Here is a 22,438-nt window from a genome sequence, read left to right on the forward strand (position 1 = left end):
CGCCCGCAGGTCGCCGGCGGGGCGGCGCGGCGGTGTTCCGTCACCCGGTACGGTCCGCGGCGTCGCCCGCTGTGACAACCGGCAGGTCCCGCACGCCGGTATTTTCTGCCGCCCGCATGTTTTCGTCGTCAATTTTCGTCGAGCCCGGTCCGACAAATAATAGCTACAAGTGTTGACTGCCTCTGTGGTGGAGGACACAATCTGATTGGCTCAATTAATTGGGTCGCAAATAGAAAAGGTCAGGGTTCCGGATTGGTCAGGGGCCGTGAAGTCCGGCGCCGTAAGGGTTCGGTGGGGCGGGATGAGCAGGAGAGCGGCGCCATGACGGCTGACGACCACCGGCACGCGGCGGAGGCCCGGGCGCTCGCCCGGCTCTTTCCGGGCTGGACCGTCTGGTTCGGCTCGTTCACCGGCACCTGGTGGGCGCTGCCGCCGCGCGGACGCGACGCCGGCGCCCTCGTCGAGGCCGAGACCCCGCAGAGGCTCATCGCACGGATCGAGGTGGTCCAGCAGCACGCCGACCCCAGCACGTCGACGATCGATCAGGGTCCCCGACCGTACGGCGACCCCCGGCAGAACGCCCGCCGGCCCTCGAACCTCCTCCGTCTCGAGGGCGTCACACCGGCGCCGTTCCGCCGGGTACCGGTGATCGCGTGGCCAGGCAGCACTGCAAGGTGATCCGCTGTTCCCCAACCTCGCCACGCCCGCCGGTGCCGCCGCGGCCCCGGGACGGACAGTAGCCCGCGCCACATCCCTCTCCAGCACCCTCCGTGTGTGGCGCGGACGCCAGCACCCACTGTCCCCGGGCCCGCGGCGGTTTTCCTGTTTCCGGGAAACCCGCCCCCGGAACGTCCGAAAATGGCCCCCCGAATGGCGTGAAATCGCCGCCCTTCCGGATAATGTGCGGGTGATCGCTCGCCTTTCAGTGCATTCCGTCGGAAATTCGGCGCGGCACCGCCGATCGGACGGCCGGGACGTCCGGTCCGCGCGGGGAAGTGCGGGGGAGCGCGGGGAAGGTCCGGGAAGAGGCGAATCCGGCGGCCGCGGCCCGGCCCGGAGGATGTGAGATCGTCCGGTGCGCGCCGTCCCGGGGCCGCCGAGACGCTACGCTGCGCCGACGGGCGGGTTCGCGACGGGGACGGCCCGTTCGAGTCGGGCGAAGCCCGGGGGCCGGGGGTCCGCCCCCAGCAGAAGCATGGACGCGAGTCGGGAGCGAGATGGGGCTGAAGGCCAAGGCGTCGGCCTCGGTGCTGGCCGTGACGGCGATGGTGGCGGCGCTGGCCGTCGCCTGCAGCGGCGGCGAGGCCGAGGAGCCGGTCGGCGCGGTGAAGGCGGCGAGCACGCTCGGGCCGGGCGAGGGCTCGCTCACCCTGGTCACGCTGCCGGGCTACATGGAGAACGGCGGCAACGACCCGCGGGTCGACTGGGTCACCCCGTTCGAGGAGCGCACCGGCTGCAAGGTCTCCTGGAAGGTCGCCCGCGACTCCCAGGAGATGACGGGGCTCATGCAGAACCGGTCGCGCCGCTACGACGGCGTGGCCGCGCCGCCCGAGGTCACCGGGCCGCTGATCGCCGGCGAGCACGCCGCCCCGGTCAACCCCAACCTGGTCGACGGCTACAAGCGCCTCGAACCGCGGCTGCGCAACCTGCTGAAGAAGGGCGACAAGGTCTACGGCGTCCCGTACGTGTGGGGCTCCAACCTGCTCATGTACGACTCGCGGGCGGTGCAGTCGGCCCCCTCGACCTGGGCGGCGCTGTTCGACCCGGACCAGGCCGAGAAGCACTCCGGGCGGCTGATCATGCGCGACAGCCCGCTGGTGATCGCCGAGGCCGCCCTCTACCTGCGGAGCACGCAGCGCAAGCTCAAGATCAACGACCCGTACTCGCTGACCCGCAAGCAGCTCGACGCCGCCGCCAAGGTGCTGGCCGAGCAGCGGCCGCACGTCAAGACCTACTGGGAGCAGCCCGCCGACGCGGTGAGCGCGTTCGCCGGGGGCGAGGCCGCGGTGGGGCAGGTCTGGCCGTACCAGGTGGACGTCCTGACCCGGGCGGGCAAGCCGGTGCAGGGCGTGGTGCCCTCCGGCGGCGTGACCGGGTGGATGACCTCCTGGATGGTCGGCGCCCGCGCCGAGCACCCCAACTGCATGTACCAGTGGCTGCAGTGGACCGCGTCCCCGGACGTCCAGCAGCAGGTGGCGGAGTGGTCGGGCGTCGCGCCCGCCAACCCGCAGGCGTGCACCGGCGACCGGCTGCGCGCCACGTTCTGCGACACCTACCGGGTGGGCGACCGGGACTACCTGGAGAAGGTCATCTTCGCGCACACCCCGTCCAAGGTCTGCGGCTCGGGTGAACGGGAGGGCGGCCGGCGCGACTGCACCGACTACGCAGAGTGGACCCTCGCCTGGCACGAGGCCACGCGCCAGTAGGCCGGCGGTCCGGTAACAGAGAGTGACATGAACCGCCACCGGCGCCGAAGCGCCGGTGGACGCGGCCGAGATCTCTCCGGCGCGCCCGACCGCCCCCAGCCGGGCGCGCCCCTCGGGTGGTCCCGGGCCTCCCCCCGATGGCCCGGGTCACCCTTCCTCCTGGAGAGATCTCCCAGATGACCGGTCTAATCCAAGACCGGCCTCCTGGCCGGCGCCCGACGGGTGAGCGGGCGTCCGACCCGAGCGGTCGGCTCCTGCGGGCGCTGAGGCCCGCGGGGACTCGGCGGGGCGGGTGCGCAATCGTCGCACGCGAACACCCCTTGGCCGTCGGGCAGGAGCCCTATGCGCACTCGCGGCCGCGGCCACTTCTTGTGGCAGACGACGCATGCGTCGCCCTGGCGCTGCGCGGCGGTCAGCACGCTTGGGTCGAACCGAGGTTCGCCCGTCTGGACCATTGCCCATTCCCCCTGTACGGCGGGAGCCGACATCACAGAATCCTTTATAGGTGGTGAAACGTGTTGCTCTCGTTACTCAAAGTGAAAATGGCGGCAAAGGCGCGGTGGCCCTCGGGCCGGGGGCGGATCGGGGCATCGGCTTTGCCTTCCGTTTGGGGGCAGGCGCATACAAATGAGACATGTGGGTACGAGGTGGCGCCTCCCTCGCCCAGGCGCTCGATCCGTCATTGGTCATCGTCGGGGGTCTCGCCGTCCTGGCCGCCGTCGCCACCGGAGCGACCGTGTGGGCGGTCCGGCTGCGCGCGGGCAGGGCGCTGAGCCCGGTCGAGGAGCTCGAACGGGGCCTGGCCGGCATCAACGCCGGCGCCGACCCGCTCCCGCGGATGCCGGTGCCGTCCGCGGCCGACGACCGGGTGGTGCGGCTGACGCGGACCGTCAACGTCACGCTGGACCGGCTGGAGCGCGCGGTGGACCTGCAGCGCCAGTTCGCCGCCGACGCCTCCCACGAGCTGCGCACCCCCATCACCGGGCTGCGCACCAGGATCGAGGTGGCACTGGCCGACCCCGCCGACACCGACCTGGTCGGCACGCTCCGCGACGCCCTGCGCGACGCCGAGCGGCTGCACCAGATCGTCGACGACCTGCTGGAGCTGGTCCGGCTGGACACGGGGAAGACGCCGGCCCGCGCCCCGCTGGACCTGACCGCGCTGGTGCGCGCCGAACTGGCCGGTCGCCTGCCGCGGGCGGCGGTGAGCAGCCGGCTGGAGGACGGCGTGCTGGTGGACGTCAACCGGCTGCAGATGTGCCGCGTCCTGGTCAGCCTGCTCAGCAACGCCGACCGGCACGCCGCGCGGCGGGTGGACGTCACGCTGGGCACGGAGGGGGACGACGCCGTGCTCGAGGTCCACGACGACGGCCCCGGGATCGCCGCCGGGGACCGCGAGCGGGTCTTCGAGCGCTTCGCCCGGGTGGACGCCGCCCGCAGCCGCGACCGCGGCGGGAGCGGCCTCGGTCTGGCGATCGCCCGCGAGATCGTGCTCGCCCACGGCGGCCGCCTCTATGTCGGCGCCAGCGTGCACGGCGCCCGCTTCGTCCTCCACCTGCCCCGTCACAGGGCGCCCGTGGAGGAGGGCGACGGCGTGCCGGAGCGGCCGCAGCGCCGCGTGCTCCGGCCGCCGGTGCCGCCGATGACGGCCGCTCCCGTCACGCCCGCCGCCCCGGCCGCGCCCGTCGCGCCCAGGATGGACGGCGGATGACCCGGTCCGCCTAGGACGACTGGGCCTCGTTGTAGACGTTCTGCGCATCGGCGCCGAAGTAGGGGCCGAACATGTGCGTCGGCAGGAAGTTGTACTTGAAGCTGTTGACCGAGTTCTGGACGCCGGTCCCGGCGGCCTCGTCGAACCGCAGGAACCAGGGGCCGCCGCTGGAGCCGCCGGTCATGTCGCAGCCCAGCCCGATACCGCTGCTCAGCAGCGGGTCGTTGATGACCCGACCGCTGCAGTAGATGAGCTTGGAGCCGTCGTAGGGGGCCGCCGCCGGGTAGCCGAAGGAGTACATGTTCTGCCCGCGCGGCTGGTTGAACGCGATGCCCTGCCCGCCCACCGCGTCGACGAGCCTGCGGCCGTCGAGGGCGTTGACGACGGCGGCGCCGACGTCGTAGCTGAGGTCCTCGCTCGCCGTCCACTGCGGCGTGGCCAGGGTCCTGGCGGCGGTCCAGGTGCCGTGGGGGCGGTCGCCGTCCTTGTAGCCGGGGACGAACACCCAGTTGGTGTGCCAGGCGCCGTCCAGCTTCACGCAGTGGCCGGCGGTGATCACGGTGCTCTTGTTGGCGCTGCTGACGGCGTCGCCGGAGCAGGAGGCGCTGCGGCCCTGGTAGGTGAAGAAGACCCGGCCCGCGGTGCGGGTGACGGCGCCGCCGCCGGTCCATTCGCCGCCCGGATTGGGGATCGACTGGACGACGGTGGGCGGGAGGACCTGCTCGAGGCCGCGCCGGACGGCCTCCTTCTCCCCGCTCGTGCGCTTGGGCGTGAAGAGCCGTTCCATGGGTGTGGCGGCGCGCATCCGCTCGCGGGTCCAGTAGCCGAGGACGCGCTTCTTGGCGGCCGCGTCGGTGGCCTGCTGCCGGACGCCGGGCGACGGTGAGGAGGAGGGCGCCGCGGGCGCGGCCTGGGCGTGCGGCGCGGTCAGCAGGGGCGCGACGAGCAGCGCGCCGCCGAGGGTGGAGAAGGTCATGGCCCTGAAGCGGGGGGAGCGTTCCATGGGGTCTCCGGGGGGTCGGGGGGTGGCGGAGGGCGCCGGGCATGGTGTCCGTCCGTGAGCGGACGGTAATTTCGGGAGGTGCCATGCGACTAGTGGCATAAATGCACAAAGGAACGGTGTCTTCTGTGCATCTCTGGACGTTTGCCCATGTGAGGATGGATGTCGGGTTTCGGGTGGCCGGGCACGCGCGGTGATCACGAGAACGCGGCCGGAAGCCCCGGCCCCCGGCGGGAGGTCCCGACATGGCCGACAATGGACGGGTGATGCCTTCTTCGAGCGACGCGTCCCCCGCCTCCCACGGCCCGGCCGGCGGCCGGGCCCGCCGCGACGTGGCCGTGCTGGGTTCCACGGGATCGATCGGCACCCAGGCCCTCGACGTGATCCGCCGCAACCCGGACCGGTTCCGGGTGGCCGGCCTGGCCGCCGGCGGCGCGCGCGTGGACCTGCTCGCCGCGCAGGCCCTGGAGTTCCGTCCCGAGGTCGTCGCGGTCGCCCGCGCCTCCGCCGCCCAGGACCTCCAGCTGGCCTTCTACGCCGAGGCCGGCAAGCGCGGCTACGCCTCGGGCGACTACGCCATCCCGAAGATCGTGGCGGGGCCGGAGGCGGTCGCCGAGGTCGCGGCCTGGCCGTCGGACCTGGTCCTGAACGGCGTCACCGGGGCGCTCGGCCTGTCGTCCACGCTGGCCGCCCTCGACGCGGGCCGCACCCTGGCGCTGGCCAACAAGGAGTCGCTGATCGTCGGCGGCCCGCTGGTCAAGGAGCGCGCCCGGCCCGGGCAGATCGTCCCGGTCGACTCCGAGCACTCGGCGCTGGCGCAGTGCCTGCGCGGGGGGCGGGCCGCGGAGGTGCGGCGGCTGGTGCTCACCGCCAGCGGCGGGCCGTTCCGCGGCCGCCGCCGCGAGGACCTGGCCGGGGTCACCCCCGAGCAGGCGCTGGCCCACCCGACCTGGGACATGGGCCCGGTCGTGACGATCAACTCCGCGACCCTGGTCAACAAGGGCCTGGAGGTCATCGAGGCGCACCTGCTCTTCGACGTCCCGTTCGACCGGATCGAGGTCATGGTCCACCCGCAGTCGGTGATCCACTCGATGGTGGAGTTCACCGACGGCTCCACCATCGCCCAGGCCAGCCCGCCGGACATGCGGCTGCCGATCGCGCTGGGCATGGCCTGGCCCGACCGCGTGCCCGACGCCGCGCCCGGCATCGACTGGACCCGGGCCCACACCTGGGAGCTCTTCCCCCTGGACGAGGAGGCGTTCCCGGCGGTCGCGCTGGCCGCCCAGGTCGGCGAGACCGGCGGCACCGCGCCCGCCGTCTACAACGCCGCCAACGAGGAGTGCGTGGAGGCGTTCCGTACGGGACGCCTGCCGTTCCTGGGGATAGTCGACACGGTCGCGCGGGTAGTGGAGGAGCACGGTACGGGCTCCTCGGTTCCGGGGGGCGGAGGGCTGACGCTCGACGACGTCCTCGCCGCCGACGCCTGGGCGCGTGCCAGAGCCAGGGAAGTGACCGGGCTGGGCTGATCGCCGGGCGAGGGGAGGGCAGCGATGGCCTTTCTCCTCGGCGCCGTGGCCTTCGTCGTCGCGCTGCTGGTGTCGGTGATGCTGCACGAGGCGGGGCACCTGGTCCCCGCCAAGCGGTTCGGCATGAAGGCCACCCAGTACTTCGTCGGGTTCGGCCCGACGATCTGGTCGTGGCGGAAGGGCGAGACCGAGTACGGCGTCAAGGCGATCCCGCTCGGCGGCTTCGTCAAGATCGTCGGCTACACCCCGCTGGAGGAGATCCCCCCGGCCGACCGGCCGCGCGCCTTCTACCGGCAGCCGGCCGGGCGGCGCGCGATCGTGATCGCCGGCGGGGTGGCGGTGAACTTCGCGTTCGCGTTCCTGCTGCTGACGCTGATGGCGATGGCCATCGGCATCCGCGTCCCCGGCACCGCCACCAGCACGGTCGACACGGTCAGCCCGTGCGTCCCGGCGAACGCGCAGGCGGTGTGCGCGCGCGGCGACCCGCGCTCGCCGGCCGCCGCCGCGGGGCTGCGCGCGGGCGACCGGCTGGTGTCGTACGACGGCAGGCCGGTGGCGGACTGGGGGCAGCTGCGGCGGGCCATCGGCGCGTCCCGGCCCGGCCAGACCGTCCGGCTGGTCGTCGAACGGCCCGGCCCGCAGGGCGCCCGGCCGGTGACCCTCCAGGTGCCGCTGGCGTCGTCGGGTGGCACGCCGTTCCTCGGCATGTCCCCGCGGATCGTGGGGGAGCGGTACGAGCGCACCGGTCCGGTGAACGCCGCCGTCTTCGCCACCCGCGTCATCGGCCGCACCGTGGGCGGCATCGGGCAGGCCCTGGCCGACCTGCCCCGCGCCGTCCCGAACCTGTTCTCCGAGCAGCGCGGCAGCACGCCCGGCGGCCAGGTCGGCAGCGTGGTCGGCGCCACCGACGTCTCCGGCCAGATCTTCGCCTCCCACAGCTCCTGGCAGGACAAGCTCGTTCTGTATCTGTCACTTGTCGTTTCGGTGAACATCTTCCTCGGGGCGCTCAACGTGCTCCCCCTGCTGCCCCTGGACGGCGGGCATCTGGCGATCGTGGCGTACGAGCGCGCCCGCGCCCTGGCCGCCAGGGCGCGGGGCCGCCCCGACCCCGGCACGGTCGACGTCAGCAAGCTGCTGCCCATCACTTACCTGGCGGTGATGCTCCTGATCGGGCTCGGGCTGCTGCTGATTCTGGCCGATCTGATCAACCCGCTGCGCCTGCCCGAATAGTGTACGGCAGGTAGTTGAACCGTCACTGTTTTGCTCGCCCGTCCGCGTCACCCCATTCGTCCCGGGCGCTTAGGGTAGGAGGGGCCAGGCGCCCGAGGTGAGGCCGGCCGCCTGCCCCTCCCGCGGGGGAAGACGGAGGCGTGCGCGCCGTCCGTGACAGGGTCGTCAGTCAAAGGGAGAGGGATGAGCGTTTCACTCGGAATTCCGGCGATCCGCGACGAGGCCGGCGGAGCGGGCGAGTCGCGTCCCGTGGCCGCGCGCCGTGCGTCTCGGCGGATCATGGTGGGGGATGTGCCGGTGGGCGGGGACGCGCCGGTGTCGGTGCAGTCGATGACGACGACGCTGACGGCGGATGTGAACGCGACGTTGCAGCAGATCGCGGAGTTGACGGCGTCGGGGTGCCAGATCGTGCGGGTGGCGGTGCCGTCGCAGGATGACGCGGAGGCGTTGCCGGTGATCGCGCGCAAGTCGCCGATTCCGGTGATCGCCGATATTCATTTCCAGCCCAAGTACGTGTTCGCGGCGATCGATGCCGGGTGTGCGGCGGTGCGGGTGAATCCGGGGAACATCAAGAAGTTCGACGACCGGGTGGGGGAGATCGCGCGGGCGGCCTCGGACGCGGGGGTGCCGATCCGGATCGGGGTCAACGCGGGGTCGCTGGACAAGCGGCTGCTGGAGAAGCACGGGCGGGCGACTCCGGAGGCGCTGGTGGAGTCGGCGTTGTGGGAGTGCTCGCTGTTCGAGGAGCACGGGTTCCGGGACATCAAGATCTCGGTGAAGCACAACGATCCGGTGGTGATGATCGAGGCGTACCGGCAGCTGGCGGCGGCGTGCGATTATCCGCTGCACTTGGGGGTGACGGAGGCGGGTCCGGCGTTCCAGGGGACGATCAAGTCGGCGGTGGCGTTCGGTGCGCTGCTGTCGCAGGGGATCGGGGACACCATCCGGGTGTCGCTGTCGGCTCCTCCGGTGGAGGAGGTCAAGGTCGGCACCCAGATCCTGGAGTCGCTCGGGCTGCGGCGGCGCGGCCTGGAGATCGTGTCGTGCCCGTCGTGCGGACGCGCCCAGGTCGACGTCTACAGCCTGGCCGAGCAGGTGACCGCCGGCCTCAAGGACTTCCCCGTCCCGCTGCGCGTGGCCGTGATGGGCTGCGTGGTGAACGGCCCCGGCGAGGCGCGCGAGGCCGACCTCGGCGTCGCCTCCGGCAACGGCAAGGGCCAGATCTTCGTGAAGGGGCAGGTCATCAAGACCGTCCCCGAGGCCCAGATCGTCGAGACGCTCATCGAGGAGGCGATGCGGATCGCCGAGGAGATGGGCATCGAGATCGACGAGGAGGGCGCCGTCACCGGCCCCGGCGCGACGGTGGTCGTCGGCTGACGTAGCGAGCCCCCCGAGCCCTCCGAGCAAGCCCCCCGAGCGAGGCCCCTGGTCGTGGACCGGGGGCCTTCAACGTGTGAGTCGTATCACGGGTTCCGCGAAGGTTGTCACGATTGCGCATCCTCTCCCGACAGCCCCTGCCGTCCATACCCCCACAAGCGCCACAATCTCCAGCTATTGCATGAATCGCTCTAGCGGAGCGGCTCCCGCCCCTCGCGCGGCCACGGCCGGGCACCCCCCGCCCCGCGCGCGGCGTGGCATGCCGCCGGCGAACGAGGGGGTTTGGTGAAGAGGCTCGTACTCATCACGGCGGCCACGGCGGTGGGCATCGGCGGCACGGCCGTCGCGGTCTCCGCGGGCGTGGGGCCGGAGACGACCGCGAACCCGGCCGCGGCGTCCAAGATCTCCTGGGGCGCGTGCCCCACGGACGTGACCGGCGGCTCGTACCTGAAGAACGCCGAGTGCGGCCAGGTCGAGGTCCCGCTGGACCACGCCAACCCGACCGGGCGCAAGATCTCGGTCGCGGTGTCCCGGGTCAAGGCCACCGACCGGGCCAACTACCAGGGCGTCCTGATCGGCAACCCGGGCGGTCCCGGCAGCGCCGGCCTCTACCTGTCCGGCGGGCTGGCCTCCTGGCTGCCCAAGGAGGTCGCGGCCCGCTACGACATCATCGGGTTCGACCCGCGCGGCGTGGAGTCCAGCAAGCCGGCGATCAGCTGCTACCCGGCCTACTCCGACCCGGTGCGGCCGGACTACGTCCCGCGCAGCGTCCGCGAGGAGAAGCGCTGGCTGGCCCGCTCGAAGAAGTACGCCGACCTGTGCGCGCAGAAGTACGGCTGGCTGCTGCCGCACCTGCGCACCACCAGCTCGGCGCGCGACCTCGACTCGATCCGCACGGCCCTGGGCGCCCAGCAGATCAGCTACTACGGCTTCTCCTACGGCACCTACCTCGGCGCCACCTACGCCACGCTGTTCCCCAAGAACGTCAAGCGGATGGTCTGGGACGGCAACGTCGACTCCCGCAACGTCTGGTACCAGGGCCAGCTCCGGCAGAACGAGGCCTTCGAGCGCAACATGAAGCTCTGGTGGGCCTGGACCGCCAAGTACAACTCCCTCTACAAGCTCGGCGCGACCGGCAAGGCGGTGGAGGCGAACTACTACAAGGTGCGCGCGGCCGCGAAGCAGAGCCCGATCGGCGGCAAGGTCGGCCCGTCCGAGCTCGACGACATCGTGCTCAGCGCCGGGTACAACACCGCCTTCTACGTCCCGTTCGCGCAGGCCCTGTCGGCGTGGGTGACCAAGAAGGACCCGGCGCCGCTGCTGGAGTGGGTCAGCGAGGGCGGCGGCGACAACGGGTTCGCCGTCTACAACGCCGTGCAGGCAGTGGACGCCCCCTGGCCGTCCAAGTGGAGGACCTGGCACGACGACGCGGTCCGCCAGTACAAGAGCGGGATCCGCTTCAACAGCTGGTCCAACACCTGGTTCAACGCCCCGATCCACTACTGGTCCGCCAAGGGCGGCAAGGCGTTCGCGATCGGCGACAGGCAGAAGGCCGTGCCGCGGTTCCTGCTGGTGCAGTCGACGCTGGACGCGGCCACCCCGTACCCGGGCGGCCCGCAGATGCGCAAGCTGTTCCCCTCGGCGACGCTGCTGGCCGAGAGGGGCGGCAAGACCCACAGCAACACCCTCAACGGCAACGTCTGCCTGGACGAGAAGGTCGCCGCGTACCTGACCGACGGGACGCTGGCGCCGCGCCGGGCCGGCCAGGGCGCCGACGTGGTCTGCGACGCGCTGCCCGCACTGAACGATCCGAACCCCGGCGCCGCCAGGACGGCGGGGGCCGGCAAGGGCAAGGACGTCCCCATCGGGCGGCCGTAGCCCCCGCGGCGGGCCTGCCGAAACGGCCCGGCACTCGGATTCGCTCCGGTGCCGGGCCGTTTCGCCGTTGTTGGGCCCGGAATCGCGCGATTCGCGGATCCGTGGCGGGACGGGGCGTCCCCGGTAGAACTCGGGGGTGCTGAACGCGTCGAAGACCGCCGCCGCGGGGATGGCGACCGCCACCGTCGCCCTCGGGAGCCTTTCCGTGCCCGCCACCGCCTCAGGAGCCGCATCCGCCATCGCCTCCGGGGGCGCGCCCGCGCGTGCCCTGCCGCCGTCCGCGGAGATCGCGGGCCTCGGAGCCGCCGCCCCGAAGATCGCCTGGAAGCGGTGCCCCAAGAAGGACCCCGTGGAGAAGGGGGCGCTCGAAGGGCTGGAGTGCGGCTCGCTGCGCGTGCCGCTCGACTACGCCCGGCCGCGCGGTGAGCAGATCACCCTCGCGCTGACCCGGGCCAGGCACACCGCCGCCCGCTCCCAGGGCGTGATGCTGCTCAACCGGGGCGGGCCCGGCGCCCATGGACGCGACCTGGCGCGCCTGTTCAAGGCCGGGCTGCCCAAGGACGTGGCGGCGGGCTATGACTGGATCGGCTACGACCCGCGCGGCGTGGGCGCCAGCAGGCCCGTGCTGGTGTGCGACACCAAGTACCAGAAGCCCGACCGTCCCAAGGCCGACGTGGTCCCCGCCAACGAGGCGGAGGAGCGGGCATGGGTCCGCCGGGCCCGGGCCTACGCGGCCGACTGCGCGTCCAAGTACGGCCGCGTGCTCCCCTACATGGGCACCCGCGAGTGGGTCCGCGACATGGACGCCATCCGCGCCGCCCTGGGGCAGAAGCAGATCAACTACTTCGGCTACTCCTACGGCAGCTACCTCGGGGCCGCCTACGCCTCGGCCTACCCTGGCCGGGTCCGGCGGATGGTCCTGGACAGCGTCGTGCGGCCGAGCGCCGTCTGGTACCGGAGCAACCTCGACCAGAACATCGCGTTCGAGAAGCGCATCCAGACCTACTTCTCCTGGATCGCCCGCCACCACTCCAGGTACCGCCTGGGCAAGACCCGCAAGGCCGTGGCCGCCTCCTACTACCGCGCGCGGGCCAGGGCCGAGGCCAGGCCGCTCAACGGCAAGGTGGGGCCGTCGGAGCTGGACGACATCTTCCTCGCCGACGGGTACGCCGACCACAGTTGGCCGGCGCACGCCCGAGCGCTGTCCGCCTACGTCGTCAAGAGGGACCCCACGCCGCTGGTGAAGGCATGGAAGCCCCCGAACTGGCTGGAGCAGAACAACTACACCGTCTACAACGCCGTCCAGTGCCGGGACGCGCCCTGGCCCCGCGAGTGGAACGTCTGGCACGACGACCACTGGCGCCTGTATCGCTCGGGATACCGTTTCGAGACCTGGGGTAATGCCTGGTACAACGCCCCTTGCGCGTTCTGGCCGGTCCCGGGGGGACCGCGGCCGCACGTCCACGGCAAGCCCGGGATGTCGCCGATCCTGCTCGTCCACGCCACCGAGGACGCGGCCACGCCCTACCACGGTGCGCTGGAGACCCACCGCCTCTTCCCCGGCTCGCGCCTGATCGTGCTGGCAGGAGGAGGGAACCACGGGGTCGCCCTGGGCGGGGACGCGTGCGTCGACACCCCTGTGATGACCTACCTGAGGAACGGCAGGCTCCCCGCCGACCGCCGCGGCCCCGACCTGTCGTGCCCCGCGGGCCCCCAGCCCAAGGCGGGGCCGTCGAAGAAGGCGGGCAGGTTCGCGCGAGGGGCCGGAGTGGCCGGTGTCGTGCCGCATGACCGGCTTGGTTAGGGAGGCGGCCATCACGTCCGGATGCCGAACGTCATAGGCTTGTCGGCGTGGTGCTGAAAGCAGTGACCTGTCCATGGTCGCCCGTCCGGGAGCGGGGCCGGTAGGCCATGCGCATGCTGGGGTCGTTGCCGGTACGGATACTGGACGACCGACACCGAGCCGAGGCCCTGGCCATTCTGGACGCGGACCCGGTCGCCAACGTCTTCGTCAGCTCCCGCGTGCACGCCGTGGGCCTCGACCCTCGCCGCCTGGGCGCCCAGATGTGGGGCTACATGCGGGACGGTCATCTGGACTCGCTGTGCTACTCGGGAGCCAACCTGGTCCCCGTGGCCGCCACCTCCGACGCCCTGCGCGCGTTCGCGGAACGTGCCCAGGCCCAGGGGCGGAGGTGCTCGTCCATCGTGGGCCCCGTCGACCTGGTGGGGGAGCTGTGGGACATGCTCGCCCCCTACTGGGGGCCGCCCAGGGCGATCCGTTCCGCGCAGCCGGTGATGGCCACGTCCACGGTGCCGCCCGTCACCGCCGACCACCGCGTCCGGCGCGTGCGGATGGACGAGTTCGACGTCGTCTACCCGGCCTGCGTGGCGATGTTCACCGAGGAGGTCGGCGTCTCCCCGAACACCGGTGACGGGGGCGTCCTCTACCGGGCCAGGGTCGCCGAGCTCATCCGGGCGGGACGCGCGTTCGCCCGCATCGAGGACGGCCGGGTCATGTTCAAGGCGGAAGTGGGCGCCGTCACCCCCCACGCCTGCCAGGTGCAGGGGGTGTGGGTGCCGCCCGACCTGCGCGGCCAGGGATTGTCGGTGCACGGCATGGCCACGCTGGTGGAGGAGTCCCTGCGGGGCATCGCGCCGACGGTCTCGCTGTACGTCAACGACTTCAACACCCGTGCGCGCGCCACGTACCGCCGGGTCGGCTTCACCGAGATCGACACCTTCATGTCCGTGCTCTTCTAGCACGATGGCCGTGACCGGCCGCCGAGGTCACGTACCGGTAAAATTCGCCCGTGGAATTCGCCGGTGCGCTGCGGCAGGCCATCCAGGCGAGCGGACTCACCCTGGAGCGGATCCGCCACCGGCTGGCCCAGCGCGGGCTCACGGTCAGCGTCGCCTCGCTGAGCTACTGGCAGCGGGGCCGCAGCCGGCCCCGGTCCCGCGCGGTGGTGGCGACGCTGGAGGAGATCCTGCGCGTACCGGGCGGGTCGCTGCTGGAGCTGCTGGACGACCCCGTGCCCGGTGCCGTCCCGGCCCGCGGCGGGCTCGCCGGCGGCCGCGGCGGCGCCGTCCAGCAGCCCTCCTCGGGCGGGCAGGCGGGCGCGGACCGGGAGCTGTGGCCGGATCCGGAACGCTACGCCCGCGTGGTCGGGCAGCTGGACCGCTCCGGCGACCACCGGGTGGAGCGGCTGAGCGTCCACGATCTCTACCGCCTCGGCCCCGACCGCCGTCCGCGCGCGCTCGCGGTCCGCGAGGTGCTGCGGGCGACCGGCGACGACGTGGACCGGGTCGTCCGCGTCCACCCCGTGGAGGACCTCGCGCCAGGCCCGGGGCCGCGTCTCGAGCCCGACCTGGCGGGCCTGCGGTACTGCAGGCCGGGCCGGGTCCGCGCCGAGGGCGGCCTGATCGGCTTCGAGCTGATCTTCGACCGGGTGCTGGCGTCCGGCGACACCGTGGTGATCGAGTACGAGCTGAGCCGTCCCGCCGCGGAGTACGAGCGCCGGTTCCCGCGTCCCGTCCGCGACTATCTCGCGGTCGTGCAGTTCCACGCCGAGATGCTCCCGGCCCGCTGCTACGGGTTCGCCCGGGAGGGCGGCGGGGCCCCGCGCCGGCGCCTGGGCGAGCTGTGGATCGGCGCCTCGGGCAGCGCGCATCTCGCGCTGGGCGACGTCCGGCGGGGCATCGTCGGCATCGAATGGGAATGGGAGTGACCGCCGCGGGAACCGTGCGACTGTTGTGACAAGTTGCCGATGGGAATCGGGGCCCACGGGCCTTACAGTGAGCCCCAAAGTCCCGACTGCTGTTGTCAAGGCCGAGGGCGGGGGCCGGCCGGACGTGATCCGGAGGCGATGGCGGTGCAGAGCGTCACTGAGGACGATCTCCTGCAGGTGCTGCGGTACGGCCCCTTCAACGTGGCCCTGCACGCGGCGATCCAGGCCCGCGGGCTCAGCCTGGAGGCGCTGCGGCGCCGGCTGGAGGACCAGGACATCGCGGTCAGCCTGTCCACCCTCAGCTACTGGCAGCGCGGCCGGACCCGTCCCGAGCGCGCCGACTCGCTGCGCGCCGTACGGGCCCTGGAGGTCATCCTCGGCCTGCCCCGGCACTCCCTGCTCACGCTCCTCAGGCCGTCCGCGGAACGCTCCCCGGGCCCGTGGCTTCCGGTGGAGGAGCTGTGCCCGGAGCCGGGCGTGCGGGACCTCATGGACGAGATCGGGGAGCGCGGCGAACGCCAGCTCACCGGGCTCAGCCTGCACGACCAGCACGTGATCGGCCCGCGCCGGGAGCTGCGCGAGGTCCGCAGCCGCGCGGTGTTCCAGGCGCAGCAGCGCGGCGCCGACCGGTGGATCGCGGTCTACCACCATCCGCAGCGGGTGCTGCCGTCGTCCCGCACCGCCCGCGGCTGCCGCTTCGGCCGGGTCCGGGTGGACGAGGCCAGCGGTCTGATCGCGGCCGAACTCCTGTTCGACCGGGTCCTCGGCCGGGGCGAGACGTACCTCCTTGAATACGGCTTCGGGTTCGACGAGACCGGCCCCCCGGTGTCCGAGGAGGGCCGCGGGTTCCGCACGCCGCAGCACGAGTTCCTGATCGAGGTGCGCTTCCACCCCTCGGCGCTGCCCGCCCGCTGCTACCGCACCTGGCGCCCCGACGCCCAGACCGCCCTCAAGGACCTGGCCGACCTGCGGCTGTCCAGCTACCACAGCGCCCATTTCATCGAGTTCGGCGTGGCCGCCGGCTACCACGGCATGCGCTGGGAGTGGGAGTAGCTACTTGACCAGCAGGTCGAGCAGCCGGTCGAGCTCGGCCCGCGGGTCGGTGGTGAGCCCGGCGTGCACCGGGCCCGGCTGGACGATCGTGCTGCGCGGCGCGGTCAGCCAGCGGAACCGGCCGCCCGGCGGCTCGTCCGCGGCCTGCCCGGCCTTCTCGCCGCCGCAGCACAGCGCGTCCACGGCCCGCAGCGCGTGCCGGACGCCGTCCAGGTCGAGCGAGGCGTCCAGGGCCCGCAGCCGCGGCTCGTCCAGGTACGAGCGGCAGCCGAGGAAGTCCAGCCCCTGGCAGTAGACGAGGACGCCGACGTTCATCGCCTCGCCCCGCTCCACCCGGGGCACCACCCGCAGCGCCGCGTACTCGAAGATCTTCCGGTCGGTGCCGCGCACGGCGGTCTTCTGGCCGGCGCTCATGCCGGGCCTCCCAGCCAGTCGGGGCGGTTCTCGCCGCGCTTGGCCGCGGTGCCGCCGGGGCGGCGGTCGCCGACCGACAGCTCCGGCAGCCAGTCGCGCGGCTTCCCGGCCCGCTCGGCCAGCAGCGCGACGTAGGCGTCGCGGAGCTCGGCGGGCCCGGCGAAGCCCGGCTCTCCCTCCAGCCAGCGGTCCGGGACCAGCCCGGCGACCTCGCGCAGCAGCGTCTCGGTGACCGCGGGGAGCAGCTCGGCCTCGGCGTCGGCCAGTTTCTTGGCCCACGGGGTCAGCACGTGGTCGTCGACGTCGTAGGGGCCGGAGAACAGCCGCCCGGCGTTGGCCCAGGCGTGGTGGAAGTACAGGCTGGCGCCGTGGTCGATCAGCCACGTGTTCCCGTGCCAGACCAGCATGTTGGGGTTGCGCCAGCTGCGGTCGACGTTGCCGATGAACGCGTCGAACCACAGCACCCGCGAGGCGAACTCGGCGTCCGGTGTCCAGCCCAGCGGGTCGAAGCCCAGCGAGCCCGGCAGGAAGTCGACGCCGAGGTTCCAGCCGGTGCTGGCCTTCAGCAGGTCCTGCACGTCGGGGTCGGGCTCGTGGCGGCCGATCTTCGGATCCAGCTCCATGATCACCTGGTCCGGGACGCGCAGCCCGAGCCGCCGGGCCAGCTCGCCCGCGATCACCTCGGCGATCAGCGCCTTGCGGCCCTGCCCGGCGCCGTGGAACTTCATCACGTAGGTGCCGAGGTCGTCGGCCTCGACCACGCCCGGCAGCGACCCGCCCTCGCGCAGCGGCGTCACGTAGCGTATGGCCTTCACAAGCGGCAGCACGGCTTCACGTTAGCGGGTGCGCGCGCCCCGGGATAATCGGAGTATGGCGGTTGAGCTGGTCGATCTGTCCGTGCCGATCCTCTCCGGGATGCCGGTGTACCCCGGGGACCCCGAGGTGGTCGTCACGCCCGCGCTCACGGTGACCAACTCGGGCGTGAACGTCCGGCGGCTCCACCTGGGCTCGCAGACGGGCACGCACGTGGACGCCCCGTACCACGTGGACGACGCGCTGCCCCGCCTGGAGCACCTGCCGCTCGAACGGTTCACCGGCCCCGCCGTGGTCGCCGACGCCCGCGGCCTGCCGCCCCGCACGCCCATCGGCCCGGAGGTCCTGCCCGGCGGCCTGGAGCCCGGCACGGTCCTGCTCATCGCCACCGGATGGTCCCGGCACTGGGGCACCGACGCCTACCTCGCCCACCCCTACCCGACGGTCGAGACGGCCGAGGCGATCGTGGCGGCCGGCGTCCGCACCGTCGGAATCGACGCGCTCAGCGTCGACCGCACGCCCCCGCCCGGCGACGACGCCTTCTCCCTGGACGTCCACCGGGTGCTGTGCGGCGCACAAGCGGTGATAGCCGAGAACCTCACCGCCCTGGACCGCCTACTGGACGCCCAGGCCGCGGGCCGCCCCGTCGAAGTCTCCCTCTTCCCGCTCCGCCTCGAAGGCGACGGCGCCCCGACCCGCGCCATCGCCAAGATCACCGCGTAACCGCGGAGACCTCCCGTGCCGGCGGACGCGGACGCCCATCAGATCCGTGCGACGTGGGTGATCCGGACCTCGCGGGCCTCATCGTCGATGTGGAACATGATCCGGTACCGCCCGACCCGAAGGCGCCTGTCGTCGTCGCCGTAGGCGAAGGCGTGGTCGGGGCGGGGCTCCCGAGCGAGATCCTCACTCGCGTCGAGAACCTCGGAGACCCCCTTCGGGTCGTCGAGGAAACGCGACAGCAGCGCGGTCGCCTCGGTCTCCCACATGACGGTGTAGGTCACGCCTGGTCCAGCCGCAGCATCTGCCGCACCTGGTCCGGAGTCATTCCCGGGGCCGTCGTGCCCGCCGCCTTGCGCTCGAGGAAACGGCGATGGGCGGCCAACTGCTCGGCCTCGACCTGCGCCTCCCGCAGCCGGAGGTATTCGTCCAAGGGGACGACGACGGCGGTTTGGCCGCCGAGATGGATCGTCTCGTGCGGATCGTCGATCGGCATCTCGCTCATGACGGCCATGCTAGCGGCGGGGTGGTCCTCACAGCTTGGCCATGACCTCCTCGGCGAAGCGTTCCATGGTGGCGATCTTGAGGCTCAGCGGGTCGTGCTCGTGCGCGGCCTTCTCCTCGGGGGTGGCGGTCCACCAGGGGGCGGCCAGTGTTCCGCGTACGCCTCGATCCGCCCATCTGCGGTAGAGGTCGATGCTGGGCATCGCCGCGATGGGCGCGATCACGTCGAGGTCGTCCAGTGTCCGGTCGTGTTCGGACAGGAAGCCCTCCAGTCGCTTCAGCAGGACCTCGAGTCGCTCCTCCGAATAGAGGCGGTTGCCGATCCAGCCGTCGCCGGTCCGCGCCGTCCGGCGCAGTGCCGCGTCGCTGTCGCCGCCGAAATAGATCGGCACCGGTTTGTCCGGGACGGGCGCGATGCTGAGCGGGCCGTAGTCGTAGTGGTCGCCGTGGAACTCGGCGGTCCCGCCCTTCCACAGCTCCCGCAGCGCGGGGATCATCTCGTCCAGGCGCCTGCCGCGGGTGTGGAAGTCCTGGCCGGTCTGCAGGAACTCGTCCTTGCACCACCCCACGCCCAGGCCGAGGATCGCCCGGTCATCCGAGAGGACGGCCGCGGTCGAGACGGACTTGGCGACGGTGAACAGGTCCCGGGCCGGGGCGACGTAGACGTTGGTGGCGAACCGCACCCGTTCGGTGACGGCCGCCATCGCGCCGATCGTCACCCACACGTCCGGCCAGTGCGTGCCGGGCTTGTACGGCGGCGCCCCCGTGTCGCTGTAGGGGTAGTCCGCGTCGTAGTCGGTGTAGAAGATGTGGTCCGACACCGCCACCGCCGCGTACCCGAGCCGGTCGGCGGCCTGGGCGAGGGGGACGTACTCGCGGGTGCCGACGAACGCCGCCCCGAGCCAGAACTCCATGCGCCTCAGTCCTGGAACTCGGGGATGACCTTGGTGGCGAACATCTCCAGGTTGCGCTTGACCGTGTCCAGCGGCAGCACGCCTTGCTGGCCCTGCATGAACAGGCCGAACCACTCCAGGTCGGGCATCCGGTCCAGCATCCGCTGGATGCCGCGCTTGACGTCGTCCGGCGTGCCCAGCAGCGCCATCTCGACCTCGTTCATGCGCTTGAAGTCGCCCTTCTCCGGCGAGATGGGCTTGTGCTGGTCGTCCTCCTTCTTGCGGAGCACCTCCAGGTACCCGAACGGGCCGAAGAACGACGCGAAGTCCTTCTGCATCCCCTTGCCGTAGGTGGCGATGGCCTCCTCGCGGGTGTCCGCCATGCCGATGATCTTGAGGATGCCGGTGTGCTCGCCGAGCTTGTAGTCCTTGCCCTGGCGCGCGCACTCCTCCTGGTAGAGCTTGGCCTTGGCGGCGTGGTCGTCGGGGTTGGGGGTGAACATCCACGGCATGATGCCCTCCTGCGCCGCCCGGATGACCGACCGGTCGGAGACGGTGAAGGGCTGCCACAGCTCGGGATGCGGGTTCTGGTACGGCTTCGGGCACACCGACACCGACTGGATCACCCCGTCCTCGTCGATCTCGCCGGGCGCGCCGAACGTGCGGGTCCAGTCGGCGGCCGGCCAGCCCTCGATGCCGGAGTAGGGCGCGGGGACCTCGTAGTCCAGGACCTCGCTCTTGTAGCGCAGCGAGTCCTCGGCCCACGCCATCTTCATGATCTTCAGGACCTCGCCGAAGACGTCGAAGTTGCGGTTGTCGGACTTGGAGCCGTCCGAACGGGCCGCGGCGGCGTGCCAGCGCTGCCCCAGCACGTTCATCCACCGGTTCTGGTAGCCGCGGGCCACGCCGAGCCGCAGCCGGCCCTTGGAGAAGTGGTCCAGCAGCGCCACGTCCTCGGCGGCCCGGATCGGGTCCCACGCGGGCAGCACGATGCCCAGCGGCGCCAGCAGGATCCGTTCCGTGCGCGCGGCCAGGTCGGTGAGGAACATCAGCGGGTTGACCGAGAACTCGAAGCCCTCGGAGTGGAAGTGGTGCTCGGTCATCATCAGCGCGTCGAAGCCGACCCGGTCCGCGTGCACCGCGATCTCGCGGACCTCGTGCAGCAGCTTCTGGTACGACTCGACGTCCCGTCCGATCGGCCGCTTGGCCTTGGCGTTCTCCTCGGAGGCCCAGCCCGACCCGGGGATCTGCGGGTTGAGGAAGATGGCAAACTTCACGCGTTCTTCTCCTTGTCGAGCGTGTCGAGTTCGTTGAGCCAGTCGCCGACGACGAGCAGGAATTCGGCCGGCCGCTCGGCGTGCAGCCGGTGCCCGCCCCCGGGCCAGACGATCGCCCGTGAGGCGGGATGCTTGAACAGGGCGCCCTCCCAGGCGGCGGACCCGGCCTGGACGGCCGACCAGCACGACAGCACCGGGCATGCGCGGCGGGCCAGGTACGCCTCGGAGGCGGGCCGGACGCCGAACTGGTCGTCGCCCTCGTAGAGGCCCGCGAACGCCTGGGCCAGCGCCTGCCGCGAGGTGCCCAGGATCTTGCGCCGGTGCCATTCCCGGAGGAAGGGCGGTGATGCGGGGGTGTAGCACCACGCGTCGTTGGCGAGCGCGGTGCCGTACGGGTCGTCGCCCCGCAGCGCCTCGATCATGGCGGGGAACGCGGCGGCGATCGCGGGCGGCTGCCCGTAGCCGGGGTCCACGCACACCAGCGCGCGGACGCGTCCGGGATGCTCGACGGCCAGCGCGCTGACGACCGAGGCGCCCAGCGAGTGGCCGATCGCGGTCACCCGTTCGACGCCCAGGTGGTCGAGCAGCCGGACCAGGTCCCCGGCCAGGTCGCGGGGCCGGTAGCCGGCGGCGGGGGCCGAGGAGTAGCCGTGCCCGCGCAGATCGGGGGCGATCACCCGGTGCCGCGCCGCCAGCTCGGGGATGTGGAACGCCCAGTCGTGCGAGTCGGCCCCGAATCCATGGACCAGGAGCAGCGGGCTCCCCGCATCGCCGTCGTCGCCGTCGTGTTGCTTCTGGGGGGGCGACCCCCCAGACCCCCCGGCAACGGCTGCGCCGCCGCCCCTCGCTTCGCTCGGGGCGTCGTCGGTGAAGAACAGCCGCACGTCCCCCAGTTCGGCGAATGGCATGGGGTCCTCCGGTCCGACGATCCGTCCCGTGCAGAATCTTTGAACAAGCGCACGCTACATCAATCGACAAGACCCGAGCAATCGCTTGGTTAGGAAGATAGGGTGTGACGCGTACCGCCCGCTGGGGGAGAGGAGGCCGCCGGGATGCGGCTGGGCATCACGCTGTTCGCGACCGACCGGACCATGGCGGCCCACGAGCTGGCGGCGGCGGCCGAGGAGCGCGGGTTCGCCTCCCTCTACCTCCCCGAGCACACCCACATCCCGGTGTCCCGGCGGACGCCGCCGCCCACGGGCGTCGACACGCTGCCGGAGGAGTACGCCCGCACGCCCGACCCGTTCGTGGCGCTGGCCGCCGCGGCGGCCGTCACCGAACGGATCGTGCTCGGCACCGGCGTCGCCCTGCCCGCCCAGCGCGACCCGATCGTCACCGCCAAGGCGATCGCCACCCTCGACCGGATCTCCGGCGGACGGTTCGTGCTCGGCGCCGGGTACGGCTGGAACGCCGAGGAGGCCGCCGACCACGGCGTGCCGTGGGAGCGGCGGCGCGCCGTCGTCCGCGAGCACGTGCTGGCCATGCGCGAGCTGTGGACGCGGGACGAGGCGGAGTTCAAGGGCGAGTTCGCCGCCTTCGAGCCGAGCTGGTCCTGGCCCAAGCCGGCGGGCCGGATCCCGGTGCTGCTCGGCGGCGCGCCCGGCCCGACGCTGTTCGCGCACATCGCCGAGTTCGGCGACGGCTGGATGCCCATCGGCGGCGCCGGGATCCGGGACGCGCTGCCCGCGCTGCGCCGGGCGTGCGAGGCGGCGGGACGGGAGATGGCGCGGGTGGTCCCGTTCGGCACCCTGCCCACGCCGGAGAAGCTCGGCTACTACGCGTCGCTGGGCGTGGAGGAGGTCGTGCTGCGCGTGCCGGCGGGCGGGCGCGACGAGGTCCTCCCCGTCCTGGACGGGTACGCGCGGACCTACGGGCCGCTCTGAGCCCC

At 72.3% G+C, this 22,438-nt stretch carries 21 protein-coding genes; 13 read left to right on the forward strand and 8 right to left on the reverse strand.

Going from position 1 to position 22,438, the window contains the following annotated elements; genetic code table 11:
• The first annotated feature begins 321 nt into the window (after nt 1–321).
• From ACZ466_RS33755 to ACZ466_RS33765, 3 genes are all read left to right on the forward strand, one after another.
• Nucleotides 322–678, forward strand: coding sequence for a hypothetical protein (locus tag ACZ466_RS33755; RefSeq protein ID WP_378290316.1), 357 nt, complete (start codon nt 322–324; stop codon nt 676–678).
• A gap of 539 nt (nt 679–1,217) precedes the next feature.
• Nucleotides 1,218–2,426 carry an ABC transporter substrate-binding protein gene (locus tag ACZ466_RS33760; protein WP_378290318.1) on the forward strand — a complete coding sequence of 403 codons (1,209 nt, stop codon included), beginning with the start codon at nt 1,218–1,220 and terminating at the stop codon, nt 2,424–2,426.
• Nucleotides 2,427–3,060: 634 nt separating this feature from the next.
• Nucleotides 3,061–4,137 carry a sensor histidine kinase gene (locus ACZ466_RS33765; RefSeq protein ID WP_378290320.1) on the forward strand — a complete coding sequence of 359 codons (1,077 nt, stop codon included), beginning with the start codon at nt 3,061–3,063 and terminating at the stop codon, nt 4,135–4,137.
• A 10-nt stretch (nt 4,138–4,147) separates the two neighbouring features.
• Here ACZ466_RS33765 and ACZ466_RS33770 read toward each other — a convergent pair whose 3' ends face one another.
• Nucleotides 4,148–5,140, reverse strand: a complete 993-nt coding sequence (locus ACZ466_RS33770; protein WP_378290322.1) for a trypsin-like serine peptidase — start codon at nt 5,138–5,140, stop codon at nt 4,148–4,150.
• Nucleotides 5,141–5,403: 263 nt separating this feature from the next.
• Here ACZ466_RS33770 and dxr point away from each other — a divergent pair, with 263 nt between their 5' ends.
• The 8 genes from dxr to ACZ466_RS33810 all read left to right on the forward strand — a co-directional run bounded on the left by dxr (nt 5,404) and on the right by ACZ466_RS33810 (nt 15,929).
• Nucleotides 5,404–6,663: a 1-deoxy-D-xylulose-5-phosphate reductoisomerase gene (dxr, locus tag ACZ466_RS33775; RefSeq protein ID WP_378290324.1), complete on the forward strand. Its 1,260-nt coding sequence runs from the start codon at nt 5,404–5,406 to the stop codon at nt 6,661–6,663.
• 24 nt (nt 6,664–6,687) lie between these two features.
• Nucleotides 6,688–7,893, forward strand: coding sequence for a M50 family metallopeptidase (locus ACZ466_RS33780; RefSeq protein ID WP_378290326.1), 1,206 nt, complete (start codon nt 6,688–6,690; stop codon nt 7,891–7,893).
• 183 nt (nt 7,894–8,076) lie between these two features.
• Nucleotides 8,077–9,270 carry a flavodoxin-dependent (E)-4-hydroxy-3-methylbut-2-enyl-diphosphate synthase gene (gene ispG, locus ACZ466_RS33785; RefSeq protein ID WP_464041786.1) on the forward strand — a complete coding sequence of 398 codons (1,194 nt, stop codon included), beginning with the start codon at nt 8,077–8,079 and terminating at the stop codon, nt 9,268–9,270.
• A gap of 285 nt (nt 9,271–9,555) precedes the next feature.
• Entirely contained in the window at nt 9,556–11,148 is a 1,593-nt protein-coding gene (locus tag ACZ466_RS33790) for an alpha/beta fold hydrolase (protein WP_378289219.1), read from the forward strand.
• 136 nt (nt 11,149–11,284) lie between these two features.
• Complete coding sequence (locus ACZ466_RS33795) at nt 11,285–12,952, forward strand: alpha/beta hydrolase (protein ID WP_378289217.1); 1,668 nt, start codon at nt 11,285–11,287, stop codon at nt 12,950–12,952.
• 113 nt (nt 12,953–13,065) lie between these two features.
• A complete protein-coding gene (locus ACZ466_RS33800; protein ID WP_378289215.1) occupies nt 13,066–13,908 on the forward strand; it encodes a GNAT family N-acetyltransferase in 843 nt (280 codons plus the stop codon).
• 50 nt (nt 13,909–13,958) lie between these two features.
• Nucleotides 13,959–14,876, forward strand: coding sequence for a hypothetical protein (locus ACZ466_RS33805; RefSeq protein ID WP_378289213.1), 918 nt, complete (start codon nt 13,959–13,961; stop codon nt 14,874–14,876).
• A gap of 144 nt (nt 14,877–15,020) precedes the next feature.
• Complete coding sequence (locus tag ACZ466_RS33810; RefSeq protein WP_378289211.1) at nt 15,021–15,929, forward strand: hypothetical protein; 909 nt, start codon at nt 15,021–15,023, stop codon at nt 15,927–15,929.
• Here ACZ466_RS33810 and ACZ466_RS33815 read toward each other — a convergent pair whose 3' ends face one another.
• Nucleotides 15,930–16,343 carry a DUF3037 domain-containing protein gene (locus ACZ466_RS33815; protein WP_378289209.1) on the reverse strand — a complete coding sequence of 138 codons (414 nt, stop codon included), beginning with the start codon at nt 16,341–16,343 and terminating at the stop codon, nt 15,930–15,932.
• Nucleotides 16,340–17,170, reverse strand: a complete 831-nt coding sequence (locus ACZ466_RS33820) for a HipA family kinase (RefSeq protein WP_378289207.1) — start codon at nt 17,168–17,170, stop codon at nt 16,340–16,342. Before ACZ466_RS33820 ends, ACZ466_RS33815 begins: the two co-directional genes overlap by 4 nt.
• Before the next feature lie 43 nt (nt 17,171–17,213).
• Here ACZ466_RS33820 and ACZ466_RS33825 point away from each other — a divergent pair, with 43 nt between their 5' ends.
• Nucleotides 17,214–17,879, forward strand: coding sequence for a cyclase family protein (locus ACZ466_RS33825; RefSeq protein ID WP_378289205.1), 666 nt, complete (start codon nt 17,214–17,216; stop codon nt 17,877–17,879).
• Nucleotides 17,880–17,917: 38 nt separating this feature from the next.
• On the opposite strand, the gene ACZ466_RS33830 is transcribed toward ACZ466_RS33825, so the two are convergent.
• The 5 genes from ACZ466_RS33830 to ACZ466_RS33850 are packed head-to-tail and all read right to left on the reverse strand — an operon-like array spanning nt 17,918 to nt 21,458.
• Nucleotides 17,918–18,160, reverse strand: coding sequence for a type II toxin-antitoxin system RelE family toxin (locus ACZ466_RS33830; RefSeq protein ID WP_378289203.1), 243 nt, complete (start codon nt 18,158–18,160; stop codon nt 17,918–17,920).
• The gene (locus ACZ466_RS33835; protein WP_378289201.1) at nt 18,157–18,381 is read right to left on the reverse strand and encodes a hypothetical protein; all 225 of its coding nucleotides are present in this window, start codon (nt 18,379–18,381) and stop codon (nt 18,157–18,159) included. Before ACZ466_RS33835 ends, ACZ466_RS33830 begins: the two co-directional genes overlap by 4 nt.
• Before the next feature lie 28 nt (nt 18,382–18,409).
• Nucleotides 18,410–19,294, reverse strand: coding sequence for a TIGR03619 family F420-dependent LLM class oxidoreductase (locus ACZ466_RS33840; protein ID WP_378289199.1), 885 nt, complete (start codon nt 19,292–19,294; stop codon nt 18,410–18,412).
• Between the two features lie 5 nt (nt 19,295–19,299).
• Complete coding sequence (locus ACZ466_RS33845) at nt 19,300–20,550, reverse strand: LLM class flavin-dependent oxidoreductase (RefSeq protein WP_378289197.1); 1,251 nt, start codon at nt 20,548–20,550, stop codon at nt 19,300–19,302.
• Complete coding sequence (locus ACZ466_RS33850; protein WP_378289195.1) at nt 20,547–21,458, reverse strand: alpha/beta fold hydrolase; 912 nt, start codon at nt 21,456–21,458, stop codon at nt 20,547–20,549. Before ACZ466_RS33850 ends, ACZ466_RS33845 begins: the two co-directional genes overlap by 4 nt.
• A 144-nt stretch (nt 21,459–21,602) precedes the next feature.
• Between ACZ466_RS33850 and ACZ466_RS33855 the strand changes: the two genes are divergently transcribed.
• Complete coding sequence (locus ACZ466_RS33855; protein WP_378289193.1) at nt 21,603–22,433, forward strand: TIGR03619 family F420-dependent LLM class oxidoreductase; 831 nt, start codon at nt 21,603–21,605, stop codon at nt 22,431–22,433.
• Nucleotides 22,434–22,438 lie beyond the last annotated feature (5 nt).

The sequence above is a fragment of the Actinomadura rugatobispora genome, assembly GCF_055379765.1.